The organism is Agromyces cerinus (genome assembly GCF_016907835.1).
GTDB lineage: Bacteria > Actinomycetota > Actinomycetes > Actinomycetales > Microbacteriaceae > Agromyces > Agromyces nitratus.
The window spans coordinates 384,137-406,471 of the sequence record NZ_JAFBCT010000001.1; the positions used below are offsets into that span (position 1 = coordinate 384,137).

General features: G+C 70.4%; 19 protein-coding genes. 15 read left to right on the plus strand and 4 right to left on the minus strand.

Translation table 11 applies throughout. The features are described 5' to 3' along the window. The first annotated feature begins 104 nt into the window (after window positions 1–104). From JOE59_RS01820 to JOE59_RS01855, 8 genes are all read left to right on the plus strand, one after another. A complete protein-coding gene (locus JOE59_RS01820; RefSeq protein WP_204458689.1) occupies window positions 105–1,805 on the plus strand; it encodes an ABC-F family ATP-binding cassette domain-containing protein in 1,701 nt (566 codons plus the stop codon). Between the two features lie 99 nt (window positions 1,806–1,904). Next, on the plus strand, window positions 1,905–2,393 hold the full coding sequence (locus JOE59_RS01825; protein WP_239560496.1) for a DUF6463 family protein: 489 nt from the start codon (window positions 1,905–1,907) through the stop codon (window positions 2,391–2,393). A 145-nt stretch (window positions 2,394–2,538) separates the two neighbouring features. Beyond that, the gene (locus JOE59_RS01830) at window positions 2,539–3,663 is read left to right on the plus strand and encodes a GuaB3 family IMP dehydrogenase-related protein (protein WP_307836909.1); all 1,125 of its coding nucleotides are present in this window, start codon (window positions 2,539–2,541) and stop codon (window positions 3,661–3,663) included. 148 nt (window positions 3,664–3,811) lie between these two features. Then, the gene (locus JOE59_RS01835) at window positions 3,812–5,557 is read left to right on the plus strand and encodes a glycerol-3-phosphate dehydrogenase/oxidase (protein WP_204458692.1); all 1,746 of its coding nucleotides are present in this window, start codon (window positions 3,812–3,814) and stop codon (window positions 5,555–5,557) included. Window positions 5,558–5,660: 103 nt separating this feature from the next. Then, window positions 5,661–6,461, plus strand: a complete 801-nt coding sequence (locus JOE59_RS01840; RefSeq protein ID WP_204458693.1) for an SURF1 family cytochrome oxidase biogenesis protein — start codon at window positions 5,661–5,663, stop codon at window positions 6,459–6,461. Between the two features lie 34 nt (window positions 6,462–6,495). After that, window positions 6,496–7,002 (plus strand): DUF3817 domain-containing protein, encoded by a 507-nt coding sequence (locus JOE59_RS01845; RefSeq protein ID WP_204458694.1) that lies wholly within the window; start codon window positions 6,496–6,498, stop codon window positions 7,000–7,002. Continuing rightward, on the plus strand, window positions 6,999–8,582 hold the full coding sequence (gene guaA, locus JOE59_RS01850; protein WP_204458695.1) for a glutamine-hydrolyzing GMP synthase: 1,584 nt from the start codon (window positions 6,999–7,001) through the stop codon (window positions 8,580–8,582). Before JOE59_RS01845 ends, guaA begins: the two co-directional genes overlap by 4 nt. Window positions 8,583–8,689: 107 nt before the next feature. Further along, entirely contained in the window at window positions 8,690–9,634 is a 945-nt protein-coding gene (locus JOE59_RS01855; protein ID WP_204458696.1) for an L-lactate dehydrogenase, read from the plus strand. A 94-nt stretch (window positions 9,635–9,728) separates the two neighbouring features. Here the strand turns inward: JOE59_RS01855 and JOE59_RS01860 are convergent, their stop codons facing one another. After that, window positions 9,729–10,544, minus strand: a complete 816-nt coding sequence (locus tag JOE59_RS01860) for a Bax inhibitor-1/YccA family protein (protein WP_204458697.1) — start codon at window positions 10,542–10,544, stop codon at window positions 9,729–9,731. 169 nt (window positions 10,545–10,713) lie between these two features. On the opposite strand from JOE59_RS01860, the gene JOE59_RS01865 reads away from it, so the two are divergent. Then, window positions 10,714–11,763, plus strand: coding sequence for a glycerophosphodiester phosphodiesterase family protein (locus JOE59_RS01865; RefSeq protein ID WP_204458698.1), 1,050 nt, complete (start codon window positions 10,714–10,716; stop codon window positions 11,761–11,763). 19 nt (window positions 11,764–11,782) lie between these two features. Here the strand turns inward: JOE59_RS01865 and JOE59_RS01870 are convergent, their stop codons facing one another. Then, complete coding sequence (locus JOE59_RS01870; protein WP_204458699.1) at window positions 11,783–12,607, minus strand: ChbG/HpnK family deacetylase; 825 nt, start codon at window positions 12,605–12,607, stop codon at window positions 11,783–11,785. Next, window positions 12,604–13,995 carry an MFS transporter gene (locus JOE59_RS01875; RefSeq protein ID WP_204458700.1) on the minus strand — a complete coding sequence of 464 codons (1,392 nt, stop codon included), beginning with the start codon at window positions 13,993–13,995 and terminating at the stop codon, window positions 12,604–12,606. The genes JOE59_RS01870 and JOE59_RS01875 overlap by 4 nt, the downstream gene beginning before the upstream one ends. A gap of 146 nt (window positions 13,996–14,141) precedes the next feature. Here JOE59_RS01875 and JOE59_RS01880 point away from each other — a divergent pair, with 146 nt between their 5' ends. Genes JOE59_RS01880 through JOE59_RS01890 form a run of 3 tightly spaced genes read left to right on the plus strand, consistent with a single transcriptional unit; the run spans window position 14,142 to window position 18,267 of the window. Further along, on the plus strand, window positions 14,142–16,610 hold the full coding sequence (locus JOE59_RS01880) for an ATP-dependent helicase (RefSeq protein ID WP_204458701.1): 2,469 nt from the start codon (window positions 14,142–14,144) through the stop codon (window positions 16,608–16,610). A 2-nt stretch (window positions 16,611–16,612) separates the two neighbouring features. After that, window positions 16,613–17,728, plus strand: a complete 1,116-nt coding sequence (locus JOE59_RS01885; RefSeq protein WP_204458702.1) for an FUSC family protein — start codon at window positions 16,613–16,615, stop codon at window positions 17,726–17,728. After that, complete coding sequence (locus JOE59_RS01890) at window positions 17,725–18,267, plus strand: NUDIX domain-containing protein (RefSeq protein WP_204458703.1); 543 nt, start codon at window positions 17,725–17,727, stop codon at window positions 18,265–18,267. The genes JOE59_RS01885 and JOE59_RS01890 overlap by 4 nt, the downstream gene beginning before the upstream one ends. 69 nt (window positions 18,268–18,336) lie before the next feature. On the opposite strand, the gene JOE59_RS01895 is transcribed toward JOE59_RS01890, so the two are convergent. Then, a complete protein-coding gene (locus tag JOE59_RS01895) occupies window positions 18,337–19,056 on the minus strand; it encodes a VIT1/CCC1 transporter family protein (RefSeq protein ID WP_204458704.1) in 720 nt (239 codons plus the stop codon). Between the two features lie 185 nt (window positions 19,057–19,241). Between JOE59_RS01895 and JOE59_RS01900 the strand changes: the two genes are divergently transcribed. The 3 genes from JOE59_RS01900 to sucC all read left to right on the plus strand — a co-directional run bounded on the left by JOE59_RS01900 (window position 19,242) and on the right by sucC (window position 22,327). Beyond that, window positions 19,242–20,468, plus strand: coding sequence for a hypothetical protein (locus JOE59_RS01900; RefSeq protein WP_204458705.1), 1,227 nt, complete (start codon window positions 19,242–19,244; stop codon window positions 20,466–20,468). Then, window positions 20,458–21,051, plus strand: a complete 594-nt coding sequence (locus JOE59_RS01905; RefSeq protein WP_204458706.1) for an NUDIX hydrolase — start codon at window positions 20,458–20,460, stop codon at window positions 21,049–21,051. Before JOE59_RS01900 ends, JOE59_RS01905 begins: the two co-directional genes overlap by 11 nt. Window positions 21,052–21,160: 109 nt before the next feature. After that, entirely contained in the window at window positions 21,161–22,327 is a 1,167-nt protein-coding gene (sucC, locus tag JOE59_RS01910; RefSeq protein WP_204458707.1) for an ADP-forming succinate--CoA ligase subunit beta, read from the plus strand. Window positions 22,328–22,335: the final 8 nt, after the last annotated feature.

Below are 22,335 nucleotides of genomic sequence, written 5' to 3' on the forward strand. Positions count from 1 at the left end.
CTGCGGGTGGCAGAGGCAATCGAGGCGCGCTAGTCTGGTCGGCTGCCCATCGGGCGGTGCGGAACCGGGCGAGGTGGCCCGGCCGCGGACCGAACGGATCTCCCATGGGCTTCATCGACGTCAACGGCGTCTCATTCTCGCTCGCCGACGGCCGGCCGCTGCTGGCCGACCTCGCCTTCCGCGTGACGGACGGCGCGACCACCGCACTCATCGGCGCCAACGGCGCGGGCAAGTCGACGCTGCTGCGCATCATCCGCGGCGAGCTGCGACCCGACGAGGGCAGCGTGCAGGTCGACGGCGGGCTCGGCGTGATGGACCAGTTCGTCGGCACCGGCGCGACGATCGAGGGCACGGATGCCACGGTGCAGGGCCTGCTCGTCTCGGTCGCGCCGACCCGCATCCGTGCGGCGGCGATCGAGCTCGAGGCATCCGAGACCGCCCTCATCGAACACGACGACACCGAGGCGCAGATGCGGTACGCCACCGCGCTCGCCGAGTACGCGGAGGCGGGCGGCTACGACCAGGAGGTCGTATGGGACCACTGCACGACCGCAGCGCTCGGCATCCCGTTCGAGCGCGCGAAGTGGCGCGAGCTCTCGACGCTCTCGGGCGGCGAGCAGAAGCGGCTCGCGCTCGAGGCGCTCTTCCGCGGCCCCGAGCAGGTGCTGCTGCTCGACGAGCCCGACAACTCGCTCGACGTGCCGGGGAAGCGGTGGCTCGAGGCGCAGCTGCGGGCGACCCCCAAGACGGTGCTGCTCGTCTCGCACGACCGCGAGCTGCTCGCCCGTGCCGCCGATCGCATCGTGACGCTCGAGGTCGGCGCCGCCGGCAATACGGCGTGGGTGCACGGCGGCAGCTTCGAGGGGTACCACCAGGCGCGCGACGAGCGCTTCGAGCGCCTCGACGAGCTGCGCCGCCGCTGGGACGAGCAGCATGCTGCGCTGAAGACGCTCGTGGCCAACCTCAAGGTCAAGGCGACCTACAACGACGGCATGGCGTCGCGCTACCAGGCCGCCATGACGCGACTGCGCAAGTTCGAGGAGGCCGGGCCGCCCGAGGAGCGCCCGCCCGCGCAGGCCGTCTCGATGCGCCTGCGCGGATCGCGCACCGGCAAGCGCGCCGTCGTCGGCGAAGGACTCGAGCTCACGGGACTCATGAAGCCCTTCGACCTCGAGGTCTGGTACGGGGACCGCGTGGCGGTGCTCGGCTCGAACGGCTCGGGCAAGTCGCACTTCCTGCGCCTGCTCGCGGGCGGCGGCACGGAACCCGATCGCACCCTCGGCCACATCACGACGGTGGGGGAGTCGCTCGCCCGGGTGCCGCACACCGGCCGTGCCGTGCTCGGCGCGCGCGTCGTGCCCGGCTGGTTCGCGCAGAACCACGAGCACCCCGAGTACCGCGGCCGCACCCTCCTCGACATCCTGCACCGCGGCGACGCGAACCGCGACGGCATGGCGCGCGAGGCCGCGAGCTCGGCCCTCGACCGCTACGGACTCGCGGCGGCGGCGCAGCAGACCTTCGATTCGCTCTCCGGCGGGCAGCAGGCGAGACTGCAGATCCTGCTGCTCGAACTCTCCGGTGCGACGCTGCTGCTGCTCGACGAACCGACCGACAACCTCGACCTCGTCTCGGCCGAGGCGCTCGAAGAGGGCCTGTCGCGCTTCGACGGCACCGTGCTCGCGGTCACCCATGACCGCTGGTTCACGCGCGGCTTCGACCGGTTCCTGGTGTTCGGCAGCGACGGCGAGGTCTACGAGTCGGATGCCCCGGTGTGGGACGAGTCCCGTGTGGTACGCGCCCGCTAGCTTCGCGCCTGGAGTCGTGGAGCGAGTCGTGGACGCGCGGAGTCGGGTCACCCGATGGGGTGAGGCGCGGAGGGGGTGTCGACACCCAGACTGATCGGCATGACGAGACAGAGAAGCAACAGGCGAACGGCGATTGCCGGACCGGTGCTCATCATCGTGTGGGTGCTGCACACTGCAGTCGGAGTGCTTGCATCTGCTCCAGCGCTGGGCGAGGCATTGGCCGGCGGCTGGTACGGAGCGATGACGAGCGACCTCGAGGTGGCGCTCTGGTTCTTGATGACCGGATTCTTCGGATTGGTCGCCGGCCTGGCGATGACCGCCCTCGAGCACGCCGGGCGGCTGCCATGGTCGGTCAGCATCGCGCTGCTGATGATCGCGCTGATCGGGGTGAGTGCGGCGCCGGTGTCCGGCTTCCTGCTCGTGCTCGTGGCTGCGGTCATCGCTGTCGTGCAGTCGGCACGCCAGAGCCGTCGGCGTGCATCGGCTGACCTGGGCAGGGGCGAACGTCCGTTCGAAGCAGTGGACCCGTCGGAGTCGGAGGGCGCCGGGCTCGAGCACTCATCACGATCGGGACAGGGCAGGGTATGAGTTCGGTCCAGTCCGTCGTCGGCTCCGAGGGCGTCGGCTCGACCACCCGCGTCGACGATCGCAACGGTCATGGCAGTGAGTGCGAGTTCCGGTGGACGCCCTGCTCCTCTCAACCGGCGCGGTATCGGCCGGGTAGGGTTGAGTGGTGACCCAGGAGATCGAGATCGGCCGCTCCAAGCGGGGCCAGCGCGTCTATGCATTCGATGACATCGCGATCGTGCCCAGCCGGCGCACCCGCGACCCCGAAGACGTCTCGGTCGCCTGGGCGATCGACGCGTACCAGTTCGACATCCCGTTCCTCGCGGCACCGATGGACTCCGTCGTCTCGCCGCAGACCGCGATCATGATGGGCCAGCTCGGCGGTCTCGGCGTGCTCGACCTCGAGGGACTCTGGACCCGCTACGAAGACCCCGAGCCCGTGCTCGCCGAGATCCGCAATCTCGCGCCCGAGCATGCCACGGCCCGCATGCAGCAGCTCTACTCCGAGCCGATCAAGCCCGAGCTCGTCACGGCCAGGCTCGCCGAGATCCGCGCGGCGGGCGTCACCGTCGCCGGCGCGCTCTCGCCGCAGCGCACCCAGGAGCTCTACGAGACCGTCGTCGCCGCGGGGGTCGACCTGTTCGTGATCCGCGGCACCACGGTGTCGGCCGAGCACGTCTCGAAGAACCAGGAGCCGCTGAACCTCAAGAAGTTCATCTACGAGCTCGACGTGCCCGTGATCGTCGGCGGCGCCGCGACCTACACGGCAGCCCTGCACCTCATGCGCACTGGCGCCGCCGGCGTGCTCGTCGGCTTCGGCGGGGGAGCGGCGTCCACGACGCGTGCGACCCTCGGCATCCACGCGCCGATGGCCACCGCGGTCGCCGATGTCGCCGGTGCACGCCGCGACTACCTCGACGAGTCGGGCGGCCGCTACGTGCACGTCATCGCCGACGGCGGCGTCGGCAAGTCGGGCGACATCGTCAAGGCGATCGCGTGCGGCGCCGACGCGGTCATGCTCGGCACGGCACTCGCGCGGGCGACGGATGCCCCGGGCGGCGGCTACCACTGGGGCGCCGAGGCGCACCACCCGAAGCTGCCGCGCGGCCAGCGCGTGCACGTCGGACAGGTCGCTCCGCTCGAAGAGGTGCTCTACGGCCCAGCGCCCTCGGCCGACGGCGTCACGAACCTCATCGGTGCGCTGAAGCGCTCGATGGCCACCACCGGGTACTCGGACCTCAAGGAGTTCCAGCGCGTCGACGTCGTCGTCGCGCCGTACCAGTCGTCGTAGCTTCTGCGGGTTGAGCCTGTCGAAACCCGGCATCCGGATTTCGACAAGCTCAATCAACAGATCTCCTCGCTCATTCCGAAGGCGGTTCGGGTAGCGTGGGAACCGGATCGCGCGGCTCGCCGTGAGACCGCGGGGATGGGGTGGCACGATGGCGACTCAGAAGTCGGCGAAGCTCAAGCCGGTGACGCGTTCGACCAAGCTCGGACCTGAGGAGCGGAAGGCCGCGATCGCGCGGCTGAAAGAGAAAGAGCTCGACATCCTCGTGGTGGGCGGCGGCATCGTCGGCACCGGATCCGCGCTCGACGCGGTCACGCGGGGTCTCTCGACCGGGCTCCTCGAGGCCCGCGACTGGGCGTCGGGCACCTCGAGCCGTTCGTCGAAGCTCGTGCACGGCGGCATCCGCTATCTCGAGCAGCTCGACTTCAGGCTCGTGCGCGAAGCGCTCATCGAGCGAGGGTTGCTGCTGCAGCGCATCGCGCCCCACCTCGTGAAGCCCGTACGGTTCCTGTACCCGCTGAAGACCCGCATCATCGAGCGGATCTACGTGGGCGCCGGCATGATGCTCTACGACGTCTTCAGCTACACCGGCGGGCGGCCGCCCGGCGTGCCGCATCACCGCCACCTCTCGAAGCGACAGGTGATGCGCGCTATCCCGTCGCTCTCGAAGGACGCCCTCGTCGGCGGTCTCACCTACTACGACGCGCAGGTCGACGACGCCCGCTACGTCGCCTCGCTCGCCCGCACGGCGTCGTTCTACGGCGCCCACGTCGCGAGCCGGGTCAAGGTCGAGGGCTTCATCAAGGTCGGCGAACGCGTCGTGGGCGTGAATGCGCACGACCTCGAGACCGACGAGCACTTCGAGATCCGCGCGAAGCAGGTCGTGAACGCCACGGGCGTCTGGACCGACGACACGCAGCGCATGGTCGGCGAACGCGGCACGTTCAAGGTGCGCGCCTCGAAGGGCGTGCACCTCGTCGTGCCCCGCGACCGCATCCAGTCGGCGATGGGCATGATCTTCCGCACCGAGAAGAGCGTGCTGTTCGTCATCCCGTGGGGCCGTCACTGGCTGATCGGCACGACCGACACCGACTGGAACCTCGACAAGGCGCATCCGGCGGCGACCGCCGCCGACATCGACTACCTGCTCGAGCACGTCAACGCGGTGCTCGGCATCCCGCTCACCCGAGAAGACGTCGAGGGCGTGTACGCCGGCCTCAGGCCGCTCCTCGCCGGGGAGAGCGACCAGACCTCGAAGCTCTCGCGCGAGCACCTCGTCGCCCACACCGTGCCCGGACTCGTGGTGATCGCCGGCGGCAAGTGGACGACGTACCGGGTCATGGCGAAGGACGCCATCGACGCGGCGGTGGACGCCCTCGACGGCAAGGTCCCGAGGTCGACGACGCAGGACATCCCGCTGCTCGGGGCCGAGGGCTACCAGGCGGCGTGGAACAAGCGCGGCAAGATCGCGCGCGCGTTCGGCGTGCACGAGGTGCGCATCGAGCACCTGCTGAACCGCTACGGCACGATGACCGACGAACTGCTCGACCTGATCCGCGAGGATCCAGCGCTCGGCGAGCCGCTGCCGGGCGCCGACGACTACCTCGGCGCGGAGGTCGTCTACGCGGCCACGCACGAGGGGGCCCTGCATCTCGACGACGTGCTCGCCCGTCGGACGCGCATCTCGATCGAGGCGTGGGACCGCGGCGTCTCCGCCGCCCCCGTCGCTGCGAAGCTCATGGGAAAGGTGCTCGGCTGGAACACGGCACGCCAGGCCCTCGAGGTCGAGCGCTATCTCGAGCGGGTCGCAGCAGAGCGCGCCTCGCAGGAGCAGCCCGATGACGAGTCGGCCGACCGGGTGCGGCTCGAGGCCCCCGACATCGTGAAGGTCGACTAGGGGCGTGGATCACGGGTCTCGGCCCAGCGCATAAACTGGAGAGCATGCTCGTCAGCCCCGGAATCACGCCCCACGCGAGAACCGGCGACTGATGCTCAAGATGATGCTGCGCCCCCGCTGGGTGCTCGCACTGCTCCTCGCGCTCGGCATCGCCGCGGCCTTCGCCCTGCTCGGCCAATGGCAGCTCGAACGCGCCGTCGAATCGTCGGTCGTCGTCGAACGCCCGACCGAAGCGGTGCGGCCGTTCGCGGGCATCGCCGAGCCCGACGGGCCGACGACGCAGGCGGCGACCGCCCAGCTCGTCGAGGTCACCGGCACCGTCGTGCCCGGCGACACGGTCATCGTCGAAGGCCGGCTGAACGAGGGGGTCGCCGGGTTCTGGCCCGTCGTGCACCTCGAAGTGACGGACGGCACCCCGGCAGGGCTCCCCGTCGCGCTCGGCTGGGCCGCCGACGAGCAGACCGCTCGTGAGGCCGCCGATGCGTTCGAGCGGTCGAACGACCCGAGCGAACCCATCACCCTCGTCGGCCGCTTCCTGCCGAGCGAGGCGCCGATCGCCCCCGACTCCGAGGCCGACCCGTTCGCGATGCAGACCGTCGCCGTGGCGCAGCTCATCAACATCTGGGCCGACTACGACGACCGGCCCGTCTACTTCGGCTACGTCACCGCCGCCGAGGCGCCCGCGGGCCTCGACGCGATCGTCTCGCCGCCGCCCGAGCAGGAGACCCAGCTCGACTGGCTCAATGTCTTCTACGCGATCGAGTGGGCGGTCTTCGCCGGGTTCGCGATCTACCTCTGGTATCGCCTCGTGCGCGACGCCGTCGAGCGCGAGCGGGAAGAGCGGGAGGAGGCCGCGGCATCCGTCGCCTCGACGACCGCTGCCGGGCCGCCCGCCGGTGACTGAACGTCGCGCGCTCGACGCCGCGTAGACTGGTCTCATGCCCCTCGAGCCGAAATCCGCCGATCTGCCGCGCATTCGCGGGGCGCTGAAGTTCTACCAGGTCGCTTCGGTGATCACCGGTGTCATGCTCCTGCTGCTGTGCGCCGAGATGATCATGAAGTACGCCTTCCACCTCGAGCTCTACGCGTTCGGAGACCAGGGCGCGCTCACCTTCGCCCCGGTGATCGAGACGGCCGCAGGCCTCGAGTCGACCGGCACCGGCGTGAACCTCTCGACCGGCATCCTCATCGCCCACGGCTGGTTCTACGTCGTCTACCTCTTCAGCGACTTCCGGCTCTGGAGCCTCATGCGCTGGCCGTTCAGCCGCTTCATCGTCATCGCGCTCGGCGGCATCGTGCCGTTCCTCTCGTTCTTCCTCGAGGCCCGCATCGGCCGTGAGGTGCGCGAGTACCTCGACCGCCGCGAGGCCGCAGAGGCCGTAGCCGCCGAACCCGCCGGCTCAGCCACCACCGACACTTCCGACACCCTGGAGGCCCAGCAGTGACCGATCAGCCCACCGAGCAGCGTCCGGTTCTCGTCGTCGACTTCGGCGCCCAGTACGCGCAGCTCATCGCTCGGCGCGTGCGCGAGGCATCCGTCTACTCCGAGATCGTGCCGCACACGATCACCGCGGCCGAGGTCGCGGCGAAGAACCCGATCGGCATCGTGCTCTCGGGCGGACCGTCGTCGGTCTACGAGGAGGGCGCTCCGGCGCTCGACGAGGGCATCCTGAAGCTCGGCGTGCCGACGCTCGGCATCTGCTACGGCTTCCAGGTGATGGCGACCCAGCTCGGCGGCGAGGTCGCGCAGACCGGCCTCCGCGAGTACGGCGCGACCGCCGCGACGGTGACGGATGTCTCGGGCAACGCGCTGCTCGAGGGCCAGCCCGCCGACCAGACCGTGTGGATGAGCCACGGCGACTCGGTGTCGCGCGCCCCCGAGGGCTTCGAGGTGCTCGCGTCGACGGCGTCGACGCCCGTGGCCGCGTTCGCCAACGACGAGAAGAAGTTCTACGGCGTGCAGTGGCACCCCGAGGTCAAGCACTCGGAGTTCGGCCAGCGCATCATCGAGAACTTCCTGCACCGCGCCGCCGGCATCCCCGCCGACTGGAACTCGGGCAACGTCATCGCCGAGCAGGTCGCCCGCATCCGCGAGCAGGTCGGCACCGCGCGAGTGATCTCCGCGTTGTCGGGCGGCGTCGACTCCGCCGTCTCCACCGCGCTCGTGCAGGAGGCCGTCGGCGACCAGCTCACCGCCGTGTTCGTCGACCACGGGCTGCTGCGCAAGGGCGAGCGCGAGCAGGTGCAGCAGGACTACGTCGCTGCAACGGGCGTCCGGCTCATCACGATCGACGCCGAGGACACCTTCCTCGACGCGCTCGAGGGCGTCAGCGACCCCGAGCAGAAGCGCAAGATCATCGGGCGCGAGTTCATCCGCGCGTTCGAGCAGGCCGAACGCGACCTCATCGCCGAGGCCGCCGCCGCGGGCGAGCCGATCAAGTTCCTCGTGCAGGGCACGCTCTACCCCGACGTCGTCGAGTCGGGCGGCGGCACGGGCACGGCGAACATCAAGAGCCACCACAACGTCGGCGGACTTCCCGAAGACCTGCAGTTCGAGCTCGTCGAGCCGCTGCGCACCCTCTTCAAGGACGAGGTGCGCGCGATCGGCCGCGAGCTCGGGCTGCCCGAGGCCATCGTCGGCCGCCAGCCGTTCCCCGGTCCCGGGCTCGGCATCCGCATCGTCGGCGAGGTCACGCGCGAGCGGCTCGACCTGCTGCGCGAGGCCGACGCGATCGCCCGTGAAGAGCTCAGCGCCGCCGGCCTCGACCAGGAGATCTGGCAGTGCCCGGTCGTGCTGCTCGCCGACGTGCGCTCGGTGGGCGTGCAGGGCGACGGCCGCACGTACGGCCACCCCATCGTGCTGCGCCCCGTCTCATCGGAGGACGCGATGACCGCCGACTGGACGCGCCTGCCGTACGACGTGCTCGCGAAGATCTCCAACCGCATCACGAACGAGGTTCCCGAGGTGAACCGGGTCGTGCTCGATGTCACGTCGAAGCCGCCGGGCACCATCGAATGGGAGTGAGGCCGGGCCGGGAGCCGCGCAGGCTCCCGCTCGACCGCTGACGAAGGCCGGCACCCCCGTGGGTGCCGGCCTTCTCGCATCCCCGCGGGTGCTGAGAGACTGGGTGCATGGGCGTCGTCGAGAACTCGAAGTTGACCGTCGTCGGTGCCGGGAGCGTGGGCACGAGCCTCGCGTACTCGGCGCTGATCCGCGGGAGTGCGAGCGAGGTCGCGCTGTACGACATCGCACGCGAGAAGGTCGAGGCCGAGGTGCTCGACCTCGCGCACGGCACGCAGTTCACGGGGTCGTCAGTGAGCGGCGGGGCCGACCTGGGCGTCGTCGAGGGCTCGCACGTCATCGTCGTCACGGCCGGGGCGAAGCAGCAGCCCGGTCAGTCGCGACTCGACCTCGCGGGCACCAACGTGCGCATCCTCGAGAACCTCCTGCCGGCCCTCCTCGAACGCGCACCCGACGCGGTCATCGTGCTCGTCACGAATCCCGTCGACGTGCTCACGGTCGCCGCGCAGCGCATCACTGGGCTGCCGCCGCACCGCATCTTCGGTTCGGGCACGGTGCTCGACACGTCACGCCTGCGCTGGCTGCTCGCCCGGCGCGCCGGGGTCACCACGTCGAGCGTGCACGCCGACATCGTGGGGGAGCACGGCGACACCGAGTTCCCGCTGTGGTCGAACGCCCGCATCGGGCCGGTGCCGATCCTCGAGTGGCGCGGGGCCGAACCGTTCACCGCCGCCGAGCTCGACGACATCGCGCGCGAAGTGCGCGACTCTGCGTACACGGTCATCCGCGGCAAGGGCGCCACGAACTACGCCATCGGGCTCGCCGGGGCGCGCATCGTGGAAGCGGTGCTGAACGATGAACGGGCGGTGCTGCCGGTCTCGACGGTGCTCCGCGGCATCCGCGGTCTCGACGGCGTCGCACTCTCGCTGCCGAGCGTCGTCGGCGGAGACGGCGCGGTGCCGGTCGCCGAGACGCCGTTCTCGCCCGAGGAGGAAATGCTGCTCCGGGCCTCGGCCGACGCGATCACGGCGTCGGTCGCGACGCTCGGCATCTGAGCCGGGCAGCCCCGCGCAGGCAGCAGACCACCCGCCCCGAAACGACGAACGGCCGCCCGAGGGCGGCCGTTCGATGATGCGTGGTGCAGCGAGGTCAGTCGCTCGACTGTGCGATCGCGAGCATGCGCAGGATCTCGAGGTACAGCCAGATGACCGTGACCATGATGCCGAAGACGCCCGACCACTCGTACTTCTTCGGGGCGCGGTTGCGCACGCCCTGCTGGATGAAGTCGAAGTCGAGCACGAGCGAGTACGCCGCCATGATGACGACGAAGACGCCGAGGATGACTCCGAGGGGGATTCCCATGATGTCGATGCTGCCGCGGAGGCCCCACGGGTTGCCCTCCGCGCCGCCGAAGATCATGATGCCGAAGTTCACGAGCGAGAAGACCGCGTAGCCGATCATCGCGATGAGGAAGATCTTCGTCGCCTTCTTCGAGGCGCGGATCTTGCCCGAGGCGAAGAGCGCGAGCGTCACACCGACGACGACGAGCGTCGCGATGACGGCCTGCGCGACGATGCCGGGGTTCATCGCCTCGTACCACGACGAGATACCCCCGACGAAGACACCCTGTGCCGCCGAGTAGGCGAGTACCAGTGCGGGGGAGGGCTCCTTCTTGAAGATGTTGACGAGCGCGAGCACGAAGCCGACGATGCCGGCGCCGATCCAGAGGAACGGCATCGAATCAGCCGTGACCCAGCCGAGGGCGGCGCCGATGACGAGCAGTCCGAAGGCGAGCGCCGACTTCTGGATGGTCGTCTCGACCGCCATCGTCTCACCGGCGGGCGGCGTCGCGGGCTGGTTGTACATCTCCTGCAGCTGCTGGGCCGAGATGTCTTGCGCTGCGGCCACGCCCCCCTGCGCGGAGAACGCGGAGTTCCGCGAGAATGCGGGGTTGTCGAGAGCCATGGGTTTCCTCTGCTTTCGGCTGTGTTCGGGGGTCGGGCGGCGGCCGCACGCGGCATCCGCTTGACTACCAACCTACCCGAGTTGTCCGTGACAACGCCTTGAGTTCCCGCGACATTCCCCGCCCGGCATGGCTGCTGCTGACGACGCTGCTGCTGACTACGCTTGGCGCATGCAGCACCACGAAGCTCCGCGCCCGCTCGTGATCGGGCACCGCGGTGCGCCCGGCTATCGTCCGGAGCACACGCGCTCGGCCTACGAACTCGCGTTCGCGCTCGGCGCCGACGCGGTCGAGCCCGACATCGTCGCCACGCGCGACGGCGTGCTCGTGCTGCGTCACGAGAACGAGATCTCGGGCACGACCGACGTCGCGGACCGCCCCGAGTTCGCCGGGCGTCGCACGACGCGCGAGATCGACGGCAGCCCCCTCACCGGATGGTTCACCGAGGACTTCACCTGGGCCGAACTCGCGACCCTGCGGGCGCGCGAACGGCTCGGCGCCCTGCGTCACGCGAGTGCGAGCTTCGACGATCGCTTCCCGATCATCAGGCTCCGCGACCTGTTCGAGATCATCGACGTCGCCGCCGACGAGCAGCGACGCCTCCTGCGCATGGTCGCCGAGTTCAAGCACGCCGCGCACTTCGACGCGATCGGGCTGCCGCTCGACGAGCTGTTCCAGGCCGAACTCGATGCCGCCGGCTGGGGCCGCGGCGACGAACGGCTCATCATGGAGGCGTTCGAGCCGACGCTGCTCGATCGGCTCGGGGCACGCGGCATCCGGGGCAGGCGGGTGTTCCTGATCGAGGGCTCCGGCGCTCCCTGGGATCTCGTGCTCGAGCAGGGCGCCGGCGCTCCGAAGTACGACTCCTTCGTGACCGAGGCGGGGCTGCTCCGCCTCGCCGGCCGCTTCGACGGCGTGAGCGTCGGCAAGTCGCGGCTCGTCGGCGGGGCGAAGGCGAAGCGGGCGGATGCCGCGGGGGCGCCGCTCTCGGGCGCCGAACTCGTCGACGCGGCGCACGCGGCCGAGCTCGAGATCTACACCTGGACCCTCCGCCCCGAGAACAGCTTCCTCGCGAGCCGGTTCCGGCGCGGCACCGTGCGGGCGGCCTTCGGCGACTGGGCGGGCGAGTTCGCCGAGATCATCGGCATGGGCGTCGACGGCGTGTTCCTCGACCATCCCGACCTCGGCGTCGAGGCGCGTCGGGCGACGCACGTCTCTTGAGGGAGCGGGCTCCGGAGCCTCACCACGCGTCGACGAGTTCGATGCCCTCCGTCTCGATCGCCGTGCGGAACCGGTCGTCGCGGAGCAGCGCGAGTTCCCACGCGCGGACGATCCCGTCGGGGCCGGCGACGGCGTGCTCCGGTGCCGGGTGCATGAAGATCTCGCTCGTGCCCTCGGGCAGCGCGCCGAGGACGCGCAGGTAGCCGTCGCGGAGCGCCGCGTAACCCCCGAGCTGCGCGGCCGGCATGCGGTTCGTCGCGATCGCGGCGGGTATCGGCACGCCGAGCGCGTCTGCGGCGGCGACGCCTGTCGCGTGCACCGCGGCAGCCTCGGCCGGCAGCGCGCCGCCGAGGTAGAGGGTCGGGTCCCTGGGGAGTCGGAACCCCAGACCGTGGCGTGCCGCGAGCTCGAGCGCCTCGGCGATGAACGAGCGTCCGGTGAGGCCGTAGAGGGTGCCGGCATGGGAGTCGAGGGCGAGCGGCCGGATGCCCCAGCCCAGGAGGACCTGCAACTGCGCATCGAGTTCGGCGGCGACGTCGGCGGCATCCGCTCGCGCACCCACCACGGCGGGGTCGAACGGAAGCGAGCCGTCCTCCGAGACGAGCGACGGCGCGGCCCCGACCGGTCGCCATGCGGCGAGACCGCGTTCGCTCGAGAGCGTCGCGTGCAGGCGCGGCGCGATGCCGGCGCGGGCGACGGCGGTCGCCGCGACGTCGGCGCCCGGCGCGACGACGATGGCCGTCGACGCCGTGATCGCGCCCTCGGCCGCCAGGAGCGCGATCTCGACCGAGGTACCCGGTTCGCGGCCGAGGTCGTCGGCCGTGAGCACCAGACGCCGGGTCACTGCGCGGTCTCGTCGTCGGCTGCGGTGCTGCGCACTGCCGCGAGCGTCATGCCGCCGTCGGCCTCCGCCTCGGAGAGACCCTCGGGGACGCGGATGAATCGGGCGAGCACCGCCCCGATCGTGCAGAGGATGAACGGGTACACGCAGAGGTAGATGCGGAACGCGACATCCGGTTGGCCGCCGGGGTCGTCTCCGGAGTTGTAGCCGAAGAAGATGCCGAGCGAGGCGAGCGCGAGTCCGGTGATGATGCCGTTCAGGCGCCCGAAGAAGCCGAAGGCCGAGAGGAAGAGCCCTTCGCGATGCTGGCCGTGCCGTCGGGCGTCGTCGTCGAGCACGCGCGCAACGATCAGGTCGTTCGTGGCGAGCATGCCCGAGTAGCCGATGCCGACGAGGAGACCGGCGAGCAGTGCGGTGACGAGGTCGGTGGCGAAGAACAGCGGGATGAAGCTGAGCGCGAGGATCACGAAGGCGAGCCGCCAGGTGAACGCCGCGCCCTTCCGCCGGATCACGCGGGTCCAGACGACGAGGCCGGCTGCCGAGCAGACGATGACGGTGGCCTGGAGGAACAGCGCATTCGCGACGGGCAGGCCGAGGGAGTAGCGCACGTAGAGCTGGAGGCCCGCGAGCACGAGCCCCATGGCGCTCGCGTAGCAGGCGCCGGCGACGCCGATCGACCAGAACTTCGGGTTGCGGAAGATCGTGAGGAGCGTCGGGAGGAAGCGCGGTCGCGCACCGGCGGCGTAGCGCGGGTTCTCCTTCGCGCTGAAGGCCATGAAGAGGATGACCGCCGTGGCGATCACCCCGTAGATGACCGCCGTCGTCGTGAAGCCGACCGTGGTGTCCTCGGTGCCGAACACCGATGTCGTGAGCAAGGGGGTCACCGCGAGCGAGATCACCAGTGCGACGAGCTGGAAGCCCTGTCGCAGCGAGTTGGCGACCGCGCGCTTGCGCTCACGCGGGAAGAGCTCGGGAAGCAGTGCGCCGTAGTTGGCGTTCAGCATCGAGTCGAACGCCTCGCAGAGGATCGCGAAGATCGCGAACCAGAGCACGAGCCCGAGGCCGTCGAGCGAATCGGGTGCGGAGAAGAAGGCGATCATGCTCGCGGCGAGGAGCGGGGCGCCGACGACGAGCCAGGGCCGGCGCCGGCCCCAGCGGGTGCGGGTGCGGTCGGAGAGGAAGCCGAGCACCGGATTGTCGACGGCGTCGATGACGGCGTAGACGATCATGACGCCCGCGTACACCCGCACGTCGAGTCCGAGGATGTCGACGTAGTACAGGATCATCGAGCCCTTGATCATGTTGATCGGGATCGAGGTGCCGAACATTCCGACGGCGTACCGCCAGGGCGCGGTCGCTGGGGCAGGGGCGGTCTCGGAGCGTTCGGTCATCGTCGTCCTTCGCTGGGGGTGCGGAAATGTTACGACATTCTGCGTTCGCCGTCGCGCTCTGCTTGAGATCGGTGCTCGGGTGCGGCCGTGGCGTCCGTCCGCTGCCCGAGGTGCGTGTCGGATGTCGCGCCTAGACTTGGAGGGACATGACGCTGATCCTCGACCCCGACGACCCGGCCGGCTGGCGCGAGGCGCCCCCCGCCGTCGATGCGGGCACCACCGGCTCCCGACTGACCGACGGCCTGAACCCCGAGCAGCGCGAGGCGGTCGAGTACCGCGGCCCCGCGCTCCTCATCGTCGCCGGCGCGGGGTCGGGCAAGACGCGCGTGCTCACGCACCGCATCGCGAGCCTCATCGAGAGCCGCGAGGCGTGGCCGAGCCAGATCCTCGCGATCACCTTCACCAACAAGGCCGCGGCCGAGATGCGGGAGCGCGTCCAGGCGCTGCTCGGGGAGAGCGCGTCGGGCATGTGGATCTCGACGTTCCACTCGGCGTGCGTGCGCATCCTGCGCCGCGAGGCCGAGTCGATCGGGCTGTCGTCGACCTTCACGATCTACGACTCGGCCGACCAGCGCACGATCCTCAAGCGCATCATCAAAGAGCTCGACGCCGACACCATGGGCTTCACGCCTGCGAGTGCGCAGGCCAAGATCTCGAAGCTGAAGAACGAGCTCGCCGACGCCGAGACGCACGCGCGCAATGCCAACATGAACGACCCGCAAGAGGTCATGTTCCTCGAGATCTTCCGCCAGTACACGCGGCGGCTGCGGGCGGCGAGCGCGCTCGACTTCGACGACCTCATCGCCGAGACGGTCTACCTCTTCCGGGCCTTCCCGAAGGTCGCCGCGCTCTACCAGCGCCGTTTCCGGCACATCCTCGTCGACGAGTATCAGGACACGAACCACGCCCAGTACTCGCTCATCCACGAGCTGACCCGGCCGGTGCCGCGCGAGATCGTCGACGAGCTCGACCAGCACGGCATCCTCGTGCGCGGCCTCACCGACGGCTCGGGGGCGATCCCGGGCGCGAGCCTCACGGTCGTCGGCGACTCCGACCAGTCGATCTACGCGTTCCGCGGGGCCGACATCCGCAACATCTCCGAGTTCGAGCGCGACTTCCCCGGTGCGAAGGTCGTGCTCCTCGAGCAGAACTACCGCTCGACGCAGAACATCCTCTCCGCGGCGAACGCGGTCATCTCGAACAACTTCGACCGGAAAGAGAAGAAACTCTGGACGGCCGACGGTGATGGCGACAAGATCGTCGGCTACACGGGGTACACGGCACACGACGAGGCGCAGTTCATCGCCGACGAGATCGAGTCGCTGCACCGTGCCGGCGTCGCCTACCGCGACATCGCCGTCTTCTACCGCACCAACGCGCAGACCCGCGCGCTGGAGGAGATCTTCGTGCGCTCGGCGCTGCCGTACCGCGTCGTCGGCGGCACGAAGTTCTACGAGCGCGCCGAGATCAAGGACGCGATGGCCTACCTCATCGCGGTCGCGAACCCCGTCGACGAGCTCGCACTGCGGCGCATCCTGAACACCCCGAAGCGCGGCATCGGTCCCGCGACCGAGACGGCGCTCGCCATGTTCGCCGAGCAGAACGAGCTCACCTTCCGGCAGGCGATGCGCGCGGCCGACGGGCTCGGACTCGGCCCGAAGGTGACGGGCGCGATCTCGGCGCTCGCGAACGTGCTCGACGAGGCCGCGGCGATGCTCGTGCCCTCGGCCGAGGGGCTCGAGGCCGGCACGAACGCAGGGGCGGCGAAGGTCTCCGACGTGCTGGTGTTCCTCATGGAGCGGTCGGGTCTGCTCGACGCGCTCCGCAACAGCCGCGACCCGCAAGACGAGACCCGCGCAGAGAACGTCGAGGAGCTCGTCGCGCAGACCCGCGACTTCGATCGCGAGAACCCCGGCGCCACGCTCGTCGACTTCCTCACCCAGGTCTCGCTCGTGGCGGCGGCCGACGAACTCGACGACGCATCCGGCACCGTCTCGCTCATGACGCTGCACACGGCGAAGGGACTCGAGTACCACGCCGTCTTCCTCACCGGCATCGAAGAGGGTCTGCTGCCGCACCAGATGTCGGCCTCCGAACCGGGCGGCCCGGCTGAGGAGCGCCGGCTCTTCTACGTCGGCATCACCCGCGCCCGCAAGCGCCTCTACCTCTCGCTCGCGATGAGCCGGGCGCAGTTCGGCGAGGTCGCCGTGGCGATGCCGTCGCGCTACCTGCAGGAGATCCCCGAGGGGCTCATCGACTGGCGCCAGTCGCCGGGCATGGCCACCTCCCGCGGAGGCACGCAGCCGCGCGCCCTGAACGCCCGCCGCGGTGCACCGGGCGGCGCCTGGGGCACGCGTGATCGCGACCTCGAGCGGTTCAGCGTCACCCGCTCCGACAAGCCCAAGACCGAATGGGCCAACCGGGTCACCGGCACGGTGCGCGACAACGGCGATCTCACGCTCGCGGCGGGCGACCGCATCCGTCACACCGACTTCGGCGAGGGCAAGGTCACCCAGGTCACGGGCGAGGGCACGAAGCGCATCGCCCACGTGAGCTTCGACACCGCGGGCCAGAAGAAGCTCCTGATCAAGATCGCGCCCATCGAGAAGCTCTGACGATGGCCGACGCGCAGGGCACCCCACGACCGGTGGGGCTCGTCGCGCGGCTTCGCTCCCTCCGGGCGCTCGATCTCGAGGTCGCGTTGCGCGCCGCGCTCGCCGCGGTCGTGCCGCTCACGGTGCTCGTCGTGCTCGGCCGGGTCGACCTCGCCGCGTACGCGGCGTTCGGCGGCATGACGGCGATCTTCGGCCGGAGCGAGCCGTACCGCACGCGGCTTCGCACGGTCACCGCGGCCGGTGCGGTGCAGCTCGGCTCGATCGGCGCCGGCATCCTGCTCTCGGTCGTTCAGGCGCCTGTCTCCGTCGAGGCGCTCGTGCTGGCCGTCGTGATCACGCTCGTGATCCTCGTCTACAACACGCTCGGAGTGACGCCGTCGGGCCCGCTCTTCGCGGTCTTCGCGGTGCTCGTCTGTGCGGCCCAGCCCGTCGACGACGGCAGCGGCTGGCTCCGCTGGGGTGTCGCCGCGGCGGCCGCCGCGTTCGCATGGCTGCTCGCCATGTCGGGATGGCTCCTCCGTCGTGCCGTGCGCACCCGCGAGGAGGCGATCTTCAAGACCCTGCCGCGGCGGGTGCCGGTTCGGGCGCGCGCCTACGCCGACCCCAGGGTCTGGCTGAACGTCGTGCAGAACGTGCTCGCAGCGCTCGCCGCCGGGGGAGTCGCCATCGCGCTCGGCATCGGCCACCCGTACTGGGCGGTGGTCAGCGCCGTCGCCGTGATCCCGCCGGCACGGGCCGCCCACACGGTGCAGCGGGCGTGGCATCGGGTCATCGGCACCGCCGTTGGCGTCGGCGTGGCTGCGCTCGTGCTGTGGCCCGAGCCGCCGATCCCGGTGCTCATCGTGGTGATCGCCATCTGCCAGTTCGGGGCCGAGATCCTCGTCGGCCGCCATTACGGCGCGGCGCTCGTCTTCGTCACGCCGCTCGCCCTCACGGTCGCCCATCTCGCCACCCCGACGCCGCTGCCGGTGTTGCTCGGCGACCGACTGGTCGAAACCGTCATCGGCGCCGTGCTCGGCGTCGCGGCGGTGCTCCTCGCCCGCCGCTTCGTCGAGCACGTTCCGATGCCGCCGCCCACTGCCGCCACGCCGAGCATCAGACCGAAGGAGCGACCATGACCTGGCCGACACGCGAACGGCGCACCGTGTACGAGAACCGATGGATCACCGTCACCGAAGACGACGTCGTCCGGCCCGACGGCACCGAGGGCATCTACGGGGTCGTCGAGCTCCGCAACGACGCCGTGTTCATCGTCGCAATGACCGACGACGACGAGGTGCTGCTCGTGACGATCGACCGGCACACCGTCGGCTCGTCGATCGAGGTGCCCGCGGGAAGTACCGACGGCGAGGAGCCGATCGTCGCCGCGCGCCGCGAACTGCTCGAGGAGACGGGCCACGAGGCGGCGGAGTGGCGCGAGATCGGGCGGATGACCGCGCTCAACGGCATCTGCCGTGCCACCGAGACCGTGTACCTCGCCGCCGGTGCGCGGCGCGTGGCATCCGTCGCCGGGTCGCAGGCGGAGGAGGGCATCAGCGCCGTGCAGGCGGTGCCGTTCGCCGAGGTCGTCCGCATGGTGTCGGCCGGCGAGATCACCGACGGCGAGACGATCGCCGCGCTCTTCTACGCCGCAGCCGAGCTCGGCCGCATCGGCTGATCGCGGGCCGTCGACTCGCGCCGATCGGCGTGATCGCCGTGCTGCTCGCGGGAAGCCGCGTCGCCGTCGCTACACGGCCACCCCGAGCAGACCGCCGATCGCCCACGTGACGACGAGGGCGAGTCCGCCGCCGATCGTGACGCGCAGGATCGCGCGCACTTTCGGGCTCCCGCCGATCCAGGCGCTCAACCAACCGGTGATGGCGAGCGCCACGATGACCGCGACGAACGTCGTGGCGATGCGCCATTCGGGCGGCGGCAGCAGGATCGCGAGCATCGGCAGCACCGCTCCGGCCAGGAATGCGAGGGCGGATGCCCCGGCTGCATGCCACGGGCTCGCGACGTCGTCCTGGTCGATGTGCAGCTCGGTCTCGAGGTGTGCGGCGAGCGCGTCGTGCGCAGTGAGCTCGCGCGCCACCGCCTCGGCCGTCTCCGGGGTGAGGCCCTTCGCACGGTAGAGTCCCGCCAGCTCTGCGAGCTCCTGCTGCGGCATGGTCTCGAGCTCCCAGCGCTCCTTCGCGATGAGCGCACGCTCGGTGTCGCGCTGGCTCGACACCGATACGTACTCGCCGAGCCCCATCGAGATCGCGCCTGCCACCACGGCGGCGACGCCGGCGATGAGGATCGGGCCGACGTCGTTGGCGGCGGCGGCGACGCCCACCACGAGCGCGGCGACCGAGACGATGCCGTCGTTCGCGCCGAGCACGCCCGCACGCAGCCAATTGAGCTTCGCATGCACTGACACCTCGTGGGGATCGGCGCGGTGGATCGGTTCGCCCAGGTCCGTCATGGCGCCAGTCTCGCAGCCGGGCCGAGAAGGAACCAGCATGATGAGCCTGTCCTCACTGCGGTGAGTCTCGGTACGCGCTCGGCGTCGCATCGTGGTGAGACGCTCGACTGCATCGGTCGACCGTTAGTCTGACCGCACGAGGCTCGGCGCGACGCGCGTCGGCCGGAACCGCGAAGGGGGTCGAGATGTTCGGCAGGCGCATCCTGATCGCCGAGCTCGACAGCATGGCGCAGCGCGCGCGATTCGACAGCAGGGCCGACGCCACCGCGATTCGCGAGCTGACCGGCATGGTGCGCACGGCGTACCTCCTCTCCGACCGAATCGTCGTCACCGATGCCATGCTGCTCGACGGCATCTACTTCATGCACATGACGCCCGATCGCATCGCGGTCGCGCTCGGGGTGGCGCCGTACGAGCTGCCGATGACGGTGCTCAGCGGGTTCCACCGACTCGGCGACGCGCTCGAGGCCAAGCGCTCGTCGCGCGAGCAGGTCTGGCAGACCGGTGAGCGCGGTGATGTTCCCGGGTGGGCCGACCGCGTCACCTCGGCGCAGCGCCAATGGATCGAATCCGCCGAGGCGGGCGCGTTCGCCATCGAGCCCTTCGCCGATCCGGTCGAGGTCCGGGCCGATGGCGGGTTCGTGCGATCCGTTCCCGACCCCGACTGGGTCGCCGCGCTTCCGGCGGGTCCGGCCGCACTCCTGACACAGTCCCTGACGGCGCCGTCGCGGAGTGCGTTCGAGATTGCGCGCGACAGGTCGGTCGCCGCACTCGACGGCCAGGGGGCCGCCGGCGAGCTGGAGGCGTTCGGCGCGGTCGCCGACTGGTGGCGCGGCGCCTACCTGGATGAGGTCGCCGAGCGCAACGGTGTCGACTGGATCAGATTCGACGGCGCCGCCGATTCCGCGGTCGTCCGGAACGACTCGGAGGTCTCGGGTCAGGGTCGCCGGCACTTCCTGCTCGCCGGTTCCGTGGTCGACCATGTGCGCGAGATGCCGCCTGGTGCGTTCGGTGCCGCACGGTACGCCGCACGCGCATCTCGCGAGGCGTTCATGGAGCGGCAGACACCGAGGCGGTTGCGCGGCCTCGCGTTCAGCGTGGTCGCCGGACTCACCGCTCCGCGTCGCGGACGCGTGCTCGCGGCATCCGTGTCTCGGCTGGCCCTCGCCGCCGCCGTGGTCGTCGTGAGCCTCCCCTTCCTACCGAGCACCCTGTGGGGCATGGAGGTGGCGTGGCTGGCCTTCGGTGCGGCGGTGGTGGCGACCGTGCCGTGGCAGGACCTCATGACGATCGCGACGTTGACGAACCCGCGGGGCGCGGCCGAACTCTCGGTCGTCGCGGCGACGCGAGTCGCTCGCGCGGGCGCGCCCGTACTCCGGCACGAACTCGACGGCGGCCGACATGGGCGCTGACCGCGAACGCGTCTATCACTGGAACGGGCCGCCCGAGATCGAGCTCTGGCGCGAGCCGGTCCGTCTGGCGACCGGCCTCGAGTACACGGCGCACGCGCTTCGCGTGCAGGGCGGCCGGCCCGGAGTCGTCGTCATCGCCCGCAGCGGTGACGACCTCCTCTTCGTGCAGACGGAACGACCCGCGGTCGGCGGTCGGCTGCTCGAGCTGCCGCGCGGGTTCGGCGAGGCGGATCCCGCCGATCCGAGCGCACCCGTCTCGGACGCGCTTCGCGAACTGGCCGAAGAGACCGGACTGCGCGCGCGGGACGCCCGCGTCCTCGGCAGCTACGTGACCGACTCCTCCATCCTCCCCGGAGCGGTCGTCGTCGTCGCATGCGTCGTCGACGAGCGTCGCCCCTCCGGGCCGACCGATCGGGAGACGGAACGGGCCGTCTGGGTCCCTCGCACCGGCATCGCGCGCATGGTGGTGAGCGGAGCGCTTCGGGACGCCCACACGCTCAGCGCGCTCGCGATGCTTCAGGCCGACGAGACGACGCACCGCCTGCGTCACCCTCGGTTCGGTCGCGCGGAACGGGAGGAGTAGCATGGAACTTGGCCCAACTTATCTTGACGTCGAGATTCTTCGGCGGGCTGGGCCGACACCCACCAGCCCCTGTGCGCTCTCGCGCGTGCGGATCGATTGGAAGTAGAGCGTGGATCTTTACGAGTACCAGGCCAGAGACCTGTTCGAGCAGTACGGCGTCCCCGTGCTCCCGGGCATCGTCGCCGACACCGCCGATGAGGTGCGCGCGGCCGCCGAGAAGCTCGGCGGCGTCGTGGTCGTCAAGGCCCAGGTGAAGACGGGCGGCCGCGGCAAGGCCGGCGGCGTCAAGGTCGCGAAGAACCCCGACGAGGCGTACGAGGCCGCGCAGGCGATCCTCGGTCTCGACATCAAGGGCCATGTCGTCAAGCGCGTCATGGTCGCCGGCGGCGCACGCATCGCGCAGGAGTTCTACTTCTCGGTGCTGCTCGACCGGGCCAACCGCTCCTACCTGTCGCTCACGAGCGTCGAGGGCGGCATGGAGATCGAGCAGCTCGCCGTCGAGAAGCCCGAGGCACTCGCGCGCATCGAGGTCGACCCGATCGCCGGCATCGATCTCGCGAAGGCCCGTGAGATCGCCGTCGCCGCGAACTTCCCGGCCGAGCTCGTCGACAAGGTCGCCGACGTCTTCGTGAAGCTCTACGAGGTCTACAAGGGCGAAGACGCCACGCTCGTCGAGGTCAACCCGCTGATCCTCGACGAAGACGGCAACGTCATCGCCCTCGACGGCAAGGTCACCCTCGACGAGAACGCCGAGTTCCGTCACGCGAACCACGCGCTCCTCGAGGACAAGGCCGCGGCCGACCCGCTCGAGGCCGCCGCGAAGGAGCTCGACCTCAACTACGTGAAGCTCGACGGCGAGGTCGGCATCATCGGCAACGGCGCGGGCCTCGTCATGTCGACGCTCGATGTCGTCGCGTACGCCGGTGAGAACCACGGCGGCGTCAAGCCCGCCAACTTCCTCGACATCGGCGGCGGAGCCTCGGCGGAGGTCATGGCCAACGGCCTCGGCATCATCCTCGGCGACCCGCAGGTCAAGAGCGTGTTCGTGAACGTCTTCGGCGGCATCACGGCGTGCGACCAGGTCGCCAAGGGCATCGTGGGCGCGCTCGCCGAGCTCGGCTCGGCCGCGAACAAGCCCCTCGTCGTGCGCCTCGACGGCAACAACGTCGACGAGGGTCGCCGCATCCTCGCGGAGGCCGCGCACCCGCTCGTGACCCTCGCCGAGAACATGGACCAGGGCGCCGACAAGGCCGCCGAGCTGGCGAACGCCGCGTAAGTAAGGGA

What these genes read in the sequence shown, in the direction of transcription:
- JOE59_RS01820 (WP_204458689.1), top strand. Translation starts at nt 105, where the DNA reads ATGGGCTTCATCGACGTCAACGGCGTCTCATTCTCGCTCGCCGACGGC.
- JOE59_RS01825 (WP_239560496.1), top strand. Translation starts at nt 1,905, where the DNA reads ATGACGAGACAGAGAAGCAACAGGCGAACGGCGATTGCCGGACCGGTG.
- JOE59_RS01835 (WP_204458692.1), top strand. Translation starts at nt 3,812, where the DNA reads ATGGCGACTCAGAAGTCGGCGAAGCTCAAGCCGGTGACGCGTTCGACC.
- JOE59_RS01840 (WP_204458693.1), top strand. Translation starts at nt 5,661, where the DNA reads ATGCTGCGCCCCCGCTGGGTGCTCGCACTGCTCCTCGCGCTCGGCATC.
- JOE59_RS01845 (WP_204458694.1), top strand. Translation starts at nt 6,496, where the DNA reads ATGCCCCTCGAGCCGAAATCCGCCGATCTGCCGCGCATTCGCGGGGCG.
- JOE59_RS01855 (WP_204458696.1), top strand. Translation starts at nt 8,690, where the DNA reads ATGGGCGTCGTCGAGAACTCGAAGTTGACCGTCGTCGGTGCCGGGAGC.
- JOE59_RS01860 (WP_204458697.1), bottom strand. Translation starts at nt 10,544, where the DNA reads ATGGCTCTCGACAACCCCGCATTCTCGCGGAACTCCGCGTTCTCCGCG.
- JOE59_RS01865 (WP_204458698.1), top strand. Translation starts at nt 10,714, where the DNA reads ATGCAGCACCACGAAGCTCCGCGCCCGCTCGTGATCGGGCACCGCGGT.
- JOE59_RS01875 (WP_204458700.1), bottom strand. Translation starts at nt 13,995, where the DNA reads ATGACCGAACGCTCCGAGACCGCCCCTGCCCCAGCGACCGCGCCCTGG.
- JOE59_RS01880 (WP_204458701.1), top strand. Translation starts at nt 14,142, where the DNA reads ATGACGCTGATCCTCGACCCCGACGACCCGGCCGGCTGGCGCGAGGCG.
- JOE59_RS01885 (WP_204458702.1), top strand. Translation starts at nt 16,613, where the DNA reads ATGGCCGACGCGCAGGGCACCCCACGACCGGTGGGGCTCGTCGCGCGG.
- JOE59_RS01890 (WP_204458703.1), top strand. Translation starts at nt 17,725, where the DNA reads ATGACCTGGCCGACACGCGAACGGCGCACCGTGTACGAGAACCGATGG.
- JOE59_RS01895 (WP_204458704.1), bottom strand. Translation starts at nt 19,056, where the DNA reads ATGACGGACCTGGGCGAACCGATCCACCGCGCCGATCCCCACGAGGTG.
- JOE59_RS01900 (WP_204458705.1), top strand. Translation starts at nt 19,242, where the DNA reads ATGTTCGGCAGGCGCATCCTGATCGCCGAGCTCGACAGCATGGCGCAG.
- JOE59_RS01905 (WP_204458706.1), top strand. Translation starts at nt 20,458, where the DNA reads ATGGGCGCTGACCGCGAACGCGTCTATCACTGGAACGGGCCGCCCGAG.